This is a genomic window from Pseudoalteromonas sp. PSi26, from assembly GCF_054960575.1.
Genome location: NZ_JBHNYT010000017.1, coordinates 1 through 12,010 on the forward strand (window position 1 = coordinate 1; position 12,010 = coordinate 12,010).

Consider the following 12,010-nt stretch of genomic DNA (forward strand, 5'->3'; position numbering starts at 1 on the left):
TGGGGTTTAAATAGTAATTAAGATGGGTGTATTATCCATACAAGAGCTAAAAGGTGGCTTTATATCACTTATCCTCAAAAAAGGACGATGCCTTGGGGTGATATTAAATTTCAGTCGCCATCTCGATTTATAAAGGATTTATAAAAATGAATATTCTAAGCAAAGCAAGTTTTGAAACGAGAGCCTGATGAGAAAACAGATCGATAAGGAAATCATAACGGTAAAAACATTATTGTCTTTGCCAAACTTAAGCATTCCTGCATATCAGCGTCCTTATAAATGGTCTCAAACAAACTTGGCTGATTTGCTAAGTGATTTAAAGGTATATCGAGAGAAGTCGGCATACCGCTTGGGGTCAGTGGTATTTCATAAGCACTCAGATTCAGAAACCAAACAGGAACTGCTTGATATTGTTGACGGGCAACAGCGCACCTTAACCTTAGTACTTTTGGTAAAAGCGTTGTTAGAAGAGCGCCTGAATGGCTTAAAACGGCAAGATGTAAAAGAAACGCTGACCACATTGGCTAAGCCTATAAATAGCTTTTTAGATCGACAAACCTTTAATAGTGATATTTCGCATCGGAATTTGCATCAAAACTTTATGGCGGCAAAACGTGCTGTTGCTCGAAGTGACTTTACTGAAGCAGATATTGATTTTTTATTAAACCGCTGTGAAGTTGTCACCTTTGTTCTAGATGATGTAACAGAGGCATTTCAGTTTTTTGATTCACAAAATGCCAGAGGCCGAGATTTAGACCCTCATGATTTGTTAAAAGCGTTTCACTTGCGTGAGTTTTCACAAAACGAAAGTCAACTTAAAGCTGACTCGGTACGACATTGGGAAAGCTTGGAAAGTGACCAGTTGGCACGACTATTTGCCAATTACTTGTTCCGTATTCGCAACTGGGCACAAGGCAAATCGGCACAGTATTTTAATAAATCAAAAGTAGGTTTATTTAAGGGCGTGAATCTCGATCAAGTTGGACTTTACCCCTATGTAGAACCGCTTCGCATAGCCCACCATTTTGTTGATAACTATAACGGGCAGTATCAGCGCCATATTGATCACCAACATATGCGTTTTCCTTTTCATTTAGATCAGATGATCATAAATGGCAGACGCTTTTTTGAAATGACCAGCCATTATCAACATAAGATTAATGACATAGTCAGCGATGAGCGAAGAGGCGAATCAAGGGCTAAGAATAGTGAAGATAAAAGCCAAACTATTCGCATATTGGATCACGAGTTAGAACCATTAGCCAGTAAGATTCTACACACTCTAAACACCTACCGTTCTCGAACCCGCACAGGGGATGGTTATATTCGCACTCTATTTGATTGTGCAGTGATTTTTTATCTAGATAAGTTTGGCGCACATCAGCTTTCGCAAGCGATAGAGAAGCTGTTTATTTGGGCATATAGCTGCCGATTACAAATGCAAGTCGTGGGTATAGAGCGCATGGATAAACACGCTCTGACACAAAATGTATTTGAACGTATAAAACAAGCGGTGCAGCCAAGTGATGTTTTAAATTGGCCGTTAGCCACATTAAAAGCATCTGATTGTAAGGGAACCAAGCTGAGTGAGATCACAAAGCTGTTTAAGGACATGAAGTACTATGAGTAATACGCAAGCACCATACCAGCAATACAATGATGGAACTGCAAGTAAAGCAATCACCAGCTTTAGCATTAAGGCATTACTTTGTGATACAAGCCGCTATTTAGTCCCTATGTACCAACGTAACTATGCGTGGGGTGAAGGTGAAATAAACCAGTTAATCCAAGACGTATTGGATTATCAGCAAAGTAAACCCAATCAAACTTACTATATTGGCACACTGGTAGTGTTTGAGCGTAAAGATGGCAGCTTTGAAGTAATAGATGGGCAGCAACGTTTTACCACGCTCACGTTATTAGCTTTTGCTCTTAAACGCTTATCTTCTACAAACAAAACGACGCTTGATATGGGCTGGTACAATGCACCCAATCTCAATTTTGAAAGCAGACAAAAATCATCGGATACCTTTGAAAGCCTAATTCAAGGTGTTGCACTAAAACACTTAAAAACTGACGACTATAACCTAGATGTGGTGAATGGATTCTCGTTACTTGAAAAAGGCTTATTGGCTCTGGGTGACAAGCTAGAAGGTTTTTGCAAATACCTGTTCAATAACGTAGAAATAGCGCGTGTATCAGTGCCAAAAGATACCGACTTAAATCATTATTTTGAAGTCATGAATAATCGTGGTGAACAGCTCGAAAAGCACGAAGTTGTCAAAGCTAGGTTAATGTCAGTATTAAATGAAATTACTGACCCTTATGAACGCGAACACAGTATCCTGCTACTGGGCAAAGTATGGGACGCAACAGCGAATATGGAGCGTTACGTTCAATATGGCTTTAGCCCAGAAGAAAGGCATCTTGTTTTTGGTAAAGACGATTGGGGGCAATTTACAACAAGGTGCTACGCTGATTTAGCTACAAGTATTGGCGAAGTAACCACTCAAAAGAGCGAATCCACTCAATCTATATCGCTGTCGCTTAATGAGATATTGGCAACGCCACCTCATTCATCTTCTAGCGCCGATGTAACGCTAACACCAGAGCGCTTTAATAGCGTCATTAATTTTTCTAATTTCTTACTGCATGTTTTGAGAGTGTTAACAAAGCAGGATATCGCATTAGACGATAAGCGTTTGCTAGAGCAATTTGATGACTATTTAAAAGGCAACAGCAGTGACAATATTAGTGCGGTAAAAGACTTTGTATTCGCATTACTCAAGTGTAAATACCTCTTCGACCAGTACATCATTAAACGTGAATTTAATGATGGCAAAGATAAGTGGAGCTTGAAGAAGCTGCATTTTTATAACGCTAAAAGCCAGAGCTACATTAATACTTTTGATGACAGCGAAGAACAGGATGATGAAGATGGCTTTGAAGGGATAAACCGTCAACTTTTAATGTTGTTAAGTGCTTTGCATGTTTCCACACCGACATTGGTTTATAAGCACTGGTTAAATGGCGCGTTGTTCCATTTATTCAATATGGATGAAATTACTCCTCGCCTGTATTTACAAAAACTCGAAAACTTAGCTCGCCAATTTGTATATGGACGCTTTTTAAGCGAATCACCTTCTGATTACTACCAAATGATTTACCAAAACTCGCATTATTCAGCGTTAGATCAAAACAATCAGCAAACTATGGTGAGGCTACACTATGGCGCGATTGAAAATAACTTAGTGTTTAACTATCTCGATTATTTGTTGTGGTGTGATGGTATTCAAAACAAAAAGGATGATGTCATTACACAGTTTGAATTTGCCTTCCGAAGCTCTGTTGAACACTTTTATCCTCAGCATCCACTTAATGGGCACAGAGTACTAGCCGATGCAGACCTGCATAGATTTGGTAATTTGTGTTTGATCAGTCACAGCAAAAATTCAAAGTTAAGTAACTTACAGCCAACCGCTAAGCGCGATCATTTTAAAGCCGCCATTGCAGATAAAAACATTGATACCCTAAAATTGTATGAAATGATTGAATTAATGAATACCGCTAACGAGTGGAATGAAACTCAAATAGCTGAACATGAACAATCCATGTTAGCTGTATTGGTTAACGATTCGAAAAATGACTAGACTAACTCCAATAATCTTTATAACAGATAAACTTCTTAGTTCATTGTTTTTATTATAATTATCATTTGACTTCACTAAATAACCCAAACAGAATTTTACGTAAAAAAAGTTCAAACAAACTGTTTGCTAATCACAATCACTTATTTAGTTCACAGCTTAAAGTCAAAGACAAAAAAGCGAACCATCTCAGGTTCGCTTTTTCATTTTACTGACCTCAAAATTCAACTATCGGTTGCAAACTTTATTTGAGTTGCAAACTTAATTCCGATAGTTGCATTCTTTATTCGAGATCGACATCTGGGTACGCGCAATTAAGTTGGTTAATTAGGAATACTTTTTTCAATAACCTACATCAATTTTATTGTAAACAAGTTGGTTATTTATATTGACAAAGTATATCTACTTACTTAATTAAATGTAATTAAGTTGGTTATTAAACGTAGCCTTAAATCAACACTATAACTACTACTCGCTTATTATCGTACATTTGGTCATGTCACCTCTTGGATTACAAATCACCATAGGTAATTTATTCTTCCAATCATTTGACAAGCAAAACGGTGTATCAATTATCAACTTATCATCGTTGACAACATAGTACTCTGAAGCACTTTTTTTAGAGACATAGAAACCGAGAAAAGTACTCAACCTCTCATCAAACCTAACCCTTTCTGGTTGGTCTTTTCGAGATGGAATAGAGTCATTCAGTTGCCAAACTACTGTACTAGAACAGCCAGACAAAAGTAAGATAGCGAGCATTGTTGTAATTTTAAACAACATAAACTTAGCCATCTCTATCGCTGTTTCTATCTGACTCCAACAAGCTTGATAGACTCATGAAATCCGAGGTCTCTATTTCTGAATGATAGGCATTTGCACGTTCATCGCTCCAGTTAAACCTCTTAACTCTTGCGCCAAGTATGCGTATTGTCTTCTCATTATCTTCTAACACAAACCCGCTTTCAGTTTTTCGGTAATCCATATATTTTTCATCTTTCGAATAACTACCTCCTCCTGAAAAGAAGGGGCCAAAGGAAACGCTTCCGCCTGAAGCAAAGAACTTTTCGAGTTTTTTTCTATATTCATCGCTAATAGCCACTTCGATTTTCATGCCTCTAGACATCATCAACGAAACTGGGATTGAAGCAAGTAGACCTCCCGGCCCCCAAAAAGCTTCTAAATCCTTACCAATGGTGCTGAATAACACATCCTGAAACCATCTATCTCTAAAGATCTCGACTTCTTGGAATCTTTTAAAAGATATTTCGCAACTAAAACTAGATTTTTCTGAAAGTTCTTCCATTTCTCTTTTTTCTACACTTCCACCTCCTGAAAAAATCCCCCACTTGGCCTTAGCCTTTACTTTCCATTTGGTCTCGACCCTTTTGTAATGCTCTTCTTCTGTTGAGAATTTACTCGATACTACGGTGTCATTTTCCATAAACTCAGCTAGCTCAAACAATGGGAGTTGCATCCTAAATGCCCTCCAGTAATGTTTCAGGCTAGGTTTATCGTGACTCGAAGATATAGGTAGTTTCACCCAATAATTTTCATCATCGAAATAGCTTCTTGCATCAATTAGTCGACTAAACTCTTTTGGTAAGTGACTTCGAAGCCAACCGTTTAGCTTTGTATTAACCCTAGCTACTTTTCGTTTTCGTCTAGAAATACCTGAGGAATAACCTCTTTCTCTCTCCCAAACTATTCTTCTTGAATTTAACTCATCTGGTGGGATATTTGGATTAACATCCAGATAATCAGCCCATTTCCCATCAACGTAACCTAAATAATCTTCAAGCTCTACAATTGCAATATCAACTTTTTGTTCTAAAGCTTCATAATCAGGTAAATCTGTAGGTTCAATAGCATCAGCTATAATTCCATCGAATTCCTCTAGTAAACTCTGATATGCGTCAACTAGTTTTGAAGGGTATTCTAAATTTGTGTTATCTTCTAAATGAAACGAGTTGTCTGATGTTTGAGCCGTTGGCCCAACATAATTCGAAGCATTTAATAGTAAAAAGGAATTGTAATTATCTGAGGAACTACTATATGGTAAAAGAGTTGCAAAGTTGTTTAATTGCACCAGTCCATGTTGCTCATCAAAATCAGACTTTGTTAAAAACTCAAACAACGCTGTGTAATTACCCCAAGCTTTTTCAAAAATTGTGTCGGCCATTAATGCTCTCCTTTAGCTAAATTAAACGGACGACAAAGGAGTCATTGGAATCCTTTCCGCTGCATAAAATATTTAGTTCATAAAGTTGATTTCTGCAAGCTTTATTAAGCAATTGCAATATATCTATTTTTACGTAGTCTCAATATAAACATTTAACTTAATATGCAACAGAACCTCTAACCCAAATAAATATCCACATTACTATTACCCCACTCCTGTTTTGGCAATCCATTTTTCTTATTTCTTTTTCTAACCAGCCAAGCTTTAACATTCACTTTTAACTTTCCATTTTCAGCAAGATTAAAAGTTAATGTTGTGAAATGTTCATTAGTTCTCTTTTGCATATATCTAAAATCAAAAAAGCTCGATTCAGAAGAAATTTTCCAGTTTTTTCCATATTTAATACTTGTTGTCTCAACTCCTTGCACCGAAATCGGAGGAAACCTTCTTAGCCTGCTTTTTGCATCCGCAGTACTAGTTGCTATGCTGCTAATTCCCGATAAATTTGACAACGGTGAGGAAACAACCTCATACAATTTGTTAGTTCGATTCTTAAATTCAACTGATGATATTCGTCCATGATGAACGTCTCCACTAAGTGTTAATACGTCATGCGCGGCATCATTTATCGCTTTAACCACTTTTCTATATTGCCTTCGATAGAAAGGAAAGTTTCTATCCGTGTCGCTTGACTCTCTTACCATTAAAGGTTGAGACAATACTAAGACCCCCGGAGATGACAAATTATTGATCCAATCTAAAACCTTAACTAATTGATCGTCTGGAAGAATATTTGATTTAGTTCTATATGCCCTCAAATCAACTAAGCAAAAAGAAACTTCATTTGAAATGCTAAACATTCTTACAGGTTGAATACGTTGTATATTCTTGACTCCATCCTTTGCAGTTCCTAACCAAGCACTTTTCACTGATGGTATTCTTAAAGCCTGTATAAAGGGCGACCAACCTTGAACCAAAGGATAGTTATTCCAAAACTCATGGTCATCTGATAGGAAAAAAGTGCTACCATGCCTAAGCATTCTTCTTAGTGCTTGCCAATGAAGTGCATAGTCGTTAGCAACTCGTTCACGTATTTCTTTAGATATGAGACTTAACGAGTCCCAACCTATATCAAGATATACTTGATCTCCCGTTAAGAACTTAACATGGGGTTTAAATGGAAATTCGGTGGCACGAACCAATGTTTCATAAGAAAGCCCTACATTTCCACCATCATATTCTTCATAAAAACAACTACCAAGCGCCACAGTAAAGCCGTCATCAAGTTCGGAAAGAGTGTTTGGAAAAGTTGTAAATGATCCTGTAACAAGCTCTATATTCTTATCCTTTCCATCAGGTCCTTTAACTATCTCATAGACTTTTACTTCGTAATCAGTAGCATGCACTAGCTGGCTATATTCCAATACTTTACAGAACCTTTGAGTAGTGATCTTTTTAAAAGGTCTATCCCAATCATTTTTCAGTATTCTTTTGTCTACAGGTTTACTAGACTTTTTATCTGTCACACTTACAACAAGGGTTTCTGGCTTTCGTAAATCGGGGAAAAGAGTGCCTACCCAAATCACGGCACTTTTTGAAGTTACTTCATGTATAACAAGATTCCATTTATTTTTCATAATTACTTTCCTTGCACCTCTACTGTTTAAATAATAACCACTAAAGTGTTATTTTCAAGCATCCTTTGATTTAGAAACGAGTGTAAATTAGACAAATGCTATTAAGTACTTTCCCCTTGAACCTATCAGGTTCAAACTTAGCTCTTAAATTTTAATTGCCAATAAATGTGCTTTGCCTATTTGGGCAAGTTTTCTTCAAGTCACTTTTTATCGTGATTATAGAGCCGAACATAAAAAGCGCTGTTAGCGTTCTCAACAGCTTTGTAGCACATAAAAAACTCAGGATTACCTCCATGCTTTTAGTATTGTTTTAAATCGTTTTTAACTACCATGAGTCATGGCTATCTATAAGGGCACAATCATGAATACAATTGTGAAAGACTGGCAAATAGTTTCTGTTTTAGACAAAGGTGACCTCGTTGGAGATGTGCTCTGGGGGATATGTGTTGATGACTCGACCTATCGATTCTTTAAAGGAGATTACATCTGTACATCTCGGATCGTAAAAACTAATGAGCAGTTAATTGAAACCGTTAGCGGCAGTATCTACCAAACCCTAGGCGAAGGTACTAGATGTGAAATTTTACTCAAAGACTTTGAATTGCTCCGGCATGGCTTTAGCCCACAACAAATTGAAAAATTGAATCAAGCTCGTTCTAATCAACTGCATTGAATTCGAGTGTTAACTCATATTATTTGAGAGACTTTCTAGGCCAATAAATTCGCTTTGACTGCTCTGGCAAGTTGCCCTCTAACCATTCCTTATCATGGCGGTAAAGCCACATGTAGGCAGCGCTATTGGCGGCTCTAAACTGATTTCTGGTGTGTTCAGGGTTATCTTTAAAATATGCTTTAAGCTTCGCCCGATGTTCACATTGGTCTTTATAGAACCAAATCTTTTTTCTTAATGGTTTGAGATATTGATGTTTACGAAGTATCTGTTCTACAGCGCCTACTGAAATTTCAAACTCTTGTGCTATGTCTGTGCAAGTGCCGCCAACAAATAGCTTGCGCCAAATGTCCCGCTCAACAAACTTGAATATTTTTTGAGGTCGAGTATCTATCTCTATTGATTGTTGCTGAGCAAGGATCTTCAGTGTACTAACACTTATCCCTGATGAAGCAGAAACACTACGTAAGCTAGCACCACTGCCTAATAATGCTATATCCTGATTGCTCAGCGTTAAGTTGGTCTTAACCCCATCTGATACATTTGATCTTTCCAATGGCTTTGCATTTCGATAATAGGCTTCAAACTTTTGCCATGAACCAAATAGAACATAAATGAAAAAAAGATGCTTTATTGGGTGATGCTTTGCCGCTGAATTGTAAAACAAACATTCAGGGTATTGTTTTTCAATGCTATCGTGTAATTGCTTGTAGGGTTCAAAATCACTAAAACTTACTAGAGCATTGCTCACAATTTCTTTAATCAGATTGAGCCGAAGGTGTCCGCAGGATGTTACTAGCCCAAACTCGTCTAATCTGGCGAGATAGGCTATAGTCAATTTTGACTGTTCTAGGATTAGATCTGATTTAAATTCGTCTTGTATAAGAGTCGAAAGGCTATCTTTATCATTATCTGTATCTCTACAGCAAGTAGCAAAAGGTAAAGCCGCTAATGACCTCACCTTCCTCAGTGCTACTAATTCAGTGTGATGGGCTGGACATGATATCAACCCGACAATCTGGTGCTCTACATGCCAAAAGGGAAATCCCATTTTTGTTATATCGGTCTCAACGCACTTAGGACAAAAATATAATTCTTTACCGGGAGTGATTCGGTTTGCCACCATACCTAGCTGAGACTGTAACGCTTTTGCTTTGCCCTGCCTTAGTAAGTTAATAAATGATGCATATTGCTCGCTAGTTAAAAATGGCTTGTAGAAAGACACATCAATCATATGTTCGATGATCCAATCTATATCCACGCCAGTTTGAGATGATAACTGTGGTAAGAAACTTGGAAATTCAGCAGCAGCTTGACCTGTATTTACTCCGAATAATGCCAAGCTGTGCTTCCTGAAGCTATTGTGCCCTGACCAAAGGTGGTATCGGGTTAACCAGCTATAAACCGTTTCTCCATCAACGGGGGCTGGAAAATAGCTAAGATTAGAAGTCTCCATTCTGACTCCTAAATTTAGTTAGCTGATTTTAGGAATGTTATCGATATCACCAAATAACACTCTAATGATCAGTAAGTGAACTACGGGCGAGAACACAACATTTTCTTTAAACATCACGTTATAAAAATGCAGTGACGGAGTTCTTTTTGCTCTCCCTTCCTTATCACAATTGTTGAACAGCGCTCGATACAACCGGGGATCAAAATAGTTATCCAATTTTTTCTGTATACTCCGATTAAAATCCCTTTGTTTCAGAGTGAATCCACCTTCGTGTTTATAAAGCCCTAACTCACGCTGATAGGCTTGTTTTATCAGCTCTAGTTTTGGCATTTCCACCTCCCCCTTCATGAGTCTTAACATCGATTTTTGCAGCCAGATGATATCAGCATCAACAAATGTATCTATCGGCTCTTGCTCACTGCCACAATAACGACAAGTTGTTCCAATCGGATAGCTGTGGCGTTCAAAACCCTTAAACTGCTCTCGACATGGGTCGCAAAATACAAACAGTCCCTTTGCATGTTTATGGCATATCGTCATAGTCGGTAGTTGATGCTCAAGCCGAAAATATGGAATTATCCCATTCTCATGATCTTCGTTGATACACTCAGCACAGAAACGCCATTCATGGTTGTATTTAAAGGTATACGCCATAGTGGGCATCAGCAGTTTGTTGCCTGTTATTTCAATATTTGCCGGAATAAACGGTTCGTAAACACCAAATAATGTATTGGCCTTTAAAAACTCCTTATATGACTCGCCTTGACCAAACTGGTTATAGAGATCTTTATACAGCGGTCTATCAATGGCATTAGGGTGTTGCATAGACACATCTGTCGAAATGTCCTTCAACGCATTTTTATAAGTTCTAAACCCAGAGAACAAGTGATGCCTTCCCAGTAACCCGATCAGGTGCTCCTCTGGTCTTAGAACCGTATTGAAGTGGGCAACTTGATGACTACAGCCCATTTTTATTCCCCAAAAAACGTTCTATGTAAGCATCCTTATCTAACCCACTGAGATTTCTCAGATCATCTTTAGGAATAAACGTGGTTTTAGCGGCAGGCACATCAATCGTCATCCCGTCATCTTCAACAACTGGCAAGACTGATGAGTTTGACTTAGTGCATTTATCAATAACAACATCAACTAAATGCGGTTTATTGTCTCCCCAACCATCTAGCTTGATTAAATCTTCATATCCGCCATATTTGCCGTTTCGAAGAGCATCTAACGCTGGATGTAACAATTTAAATTGATCAAAGTACACATCCTGTACCACTTGCGGAGTAATTTCTTCTAGCTCTGAACTAATCGCTTCCTCATAGCAAAACTTAATTAAACGAACTAATAATTTTTGAATACCTTGGCTATAGTAAAACAGTGCTTCCTTTACATCTTCGTCAAATGAAAATTTGTTTTTCAACAGCTCAGGTTTATAGAACGAGTTTACGAACACATCAAAATAAGGATTTTCGATAACCTCGATGGAGTCACCTTGCGCCTCAATAGTTTGTTTTACCCCATCAAATTCAAATACTCTGCCAGAAGATAGCCTTCTTGCTGTGGACATAGTAGTGCGGAACAATGGCATCACCGCATATGTGCCAGCTACAATCATTGGGATGCCAATTGAATTAAAAAAGTTATCGATAAAACTCAAAGTAGCTTTATCTACTTTATCGTCCTCGTTAACACAGCGTTGAATTTCATCGATGAAAACAATGCCGATGCTGTGGCAAAAAGCAATGTTCTTCGCTTCTTGGATGAGTACGGCAATATTACTCTTATCACCTTTCCACTCATCGTAATAACCTTGACCTTTTGGTGTTTCCAGTGCTTCATCTACCGCAGCCAAAAAATTGAGAATGAAGCCTTTTTTAGTCTTTGTTGCTGGAGCTTCGAACTTCAAATATACAATCTGTTTCTTATTCAAGTAATGGCCTTTGTAACCATTATGTTGAATCACTGGCTCCAGTAAAGAAAAGCATTTTTCGATGGAAACTGTTTTTCCACCACCGCTCAAACCAACGACTCCAATGCATGAAGATAAATTTATTTTAGGCGGTAATTGATAGTCCTTATCTGTAGCAACACTATGCTGTATCGCATCTGTTTCTGGCTTTATTGGATTTCGATGCAGATAACTTACCATGATGGCTTTAACGATAGACTTATACAGCGTATACATTTCTGGATCTGGCACGTATATCGTGTCTAATAATTCAACCATTAGTTCACGATCAAAATCATCCATTTCCTGCACATCACTATCAACCGATAAATCGATACGAATACGTTTAGTAAATGCTTCGATCTTCATGGCTGGCCTAATGGCTTCAATCAGCGGATTATTGTTGAATGCGTTAATTTTATGTTTTCGATAAACAACTTTTTTTATTTTGGTCATATTTTTGA

8 protein-coding genes are annotated in these 12,010 nt (G+C 37.8%); 3 read left to right on the forward strand and 5 right to left on the reverse strand.

What is annotated here, in order from left to right; genetic code table 11:
* The first annotated feature begins 187 nt into the window (after positions 1 to 187).
* Positions 188 to 1,630, forward strand: a complete 1,443-nt coding sequence (locus tag ACFI34_RS16115; protein WP_462674217.1) for a DUF262 domain-containing protein — start codon at positions 188 to 190, stop codon at positions 1,628 to 1,630.
* Complete coding sequence (locus tag ACFI34_RS16120) at positions 1,623 to 3,650, forward strand: DUF262 domain-containing protein (RefSeq protein WP_462674218.1); 2,028 nt, start codon at positions 1,623 to 1,625, stop codon at positions 3,648 to 3,650. The genes ACFI34_RS16115 and ACFI34_RS16120 overlap by 8 nt, the downstream gene beginning before the upstream one ends.
* Positions 3,651 to 4,434: 784 nt before the next feature.
* Here the strand turns inward: ACFI34_RS16120 and ACFI34_RS16125 are convergent.
* Together ACFI34_RS16125 and ACFI34_RS16130 are read right to left on the reverse strand one after the other, a co-directional pair.
* Positions 4,435 to 5,829, reverse strand: a complete 1,395-nt coding sequence (locus ACFI34_RS16125) for a hypothetical protein (RefSeq protein ID WP_462674219.1) — start codon at positions 5,827 to 5,829, stop codon at positions 4,435 to 4,437.
* 176 nt (positions 5,830 to 6,005) lie between these two features.
* Positions 6,006 to 7,466 carry a metallophosphoesterase family protein gene (locus ACFI34_RS16130; RefSeq protein ID WP_462674220.1) on the reverse strand — a complete coding sequence of 487 codons (1,461 nt, stop codon included), beginning with the start codon at positions 7,464 to 7,466 and terminating at the stop codon, positions 6,006 to 6,008.
* A gap of 361 nt (positions 7,467 to 7,827) precedes the next feature.
* Here ACFI34_RS16130 and ACFI34_RS16135 point away from each other — a divergent pair, with 361 nt between their 5' ends.
* Positions 7,828 to 8,139 carry a hypothetical protein gene (locus ACFI34_RS16135; protein WP_462674221.1) on the forward strand — a complete coding sequence of 104 codons (312 nt, stop codon included), beginning with the start codon at positions 7,828 to 7,830 and terminating at the stop codon, positions 8,137 to 8,139.
* A gap of 19 nt (positions 8,140 to 8,158) precedes the next feature.
* On the opposite strand, the gene ACFI34_RS16140 is transcribed toward ACFI34_RS16135, so the two are convergent.
* The 3 genes from ACFI34_RS16140 to ACFI34_RS16150 are packed head-to-tail and all read right to left on the reverse strand — an operon-like array spanning position 8,159 to position 12,002.
* Positions 8,159 to 9,592, reverse strand: a complete 1,434-nt coding sequence (locus ACFI34_RS16140; protein WP_462674222.1) for a TnsD family Tn7-like transposition protein — start codon at positions 9,590 to 9,592, stop codon at positions 8,159 to 8,161.
* Positions 9,593 to 9,610: 18 nt separating this feature from the next.
* Positions 9,611 to 10,561, reverse strand: coding sequence for a TniQ family protein (locus tag ACFI34_RS16145; RefSeq protein WP_462674223.1), 951 nt, complete (start codon positions 10,559 to 10,561; stop codon positions 9,611 to 9,613).
* Positions 10,551 to 12,002, reverse strand: coding sequence for an AAA family ATPase (locus tag ACFI34_RS16150; RefSeq protein ID WP_462674224.1), 1,452 nt, complete (start codon positions 12,000 to 12,002; stop codon positions 10,551 to 10,553). Before ACFI34_RS16150 ends, ACFI34_RS16145 begins: the two co-directional genes overlap by 11 nt.
* Between the last annotated feature and the right edge of the window lie 8 nt (positions 12,003 to 12,010).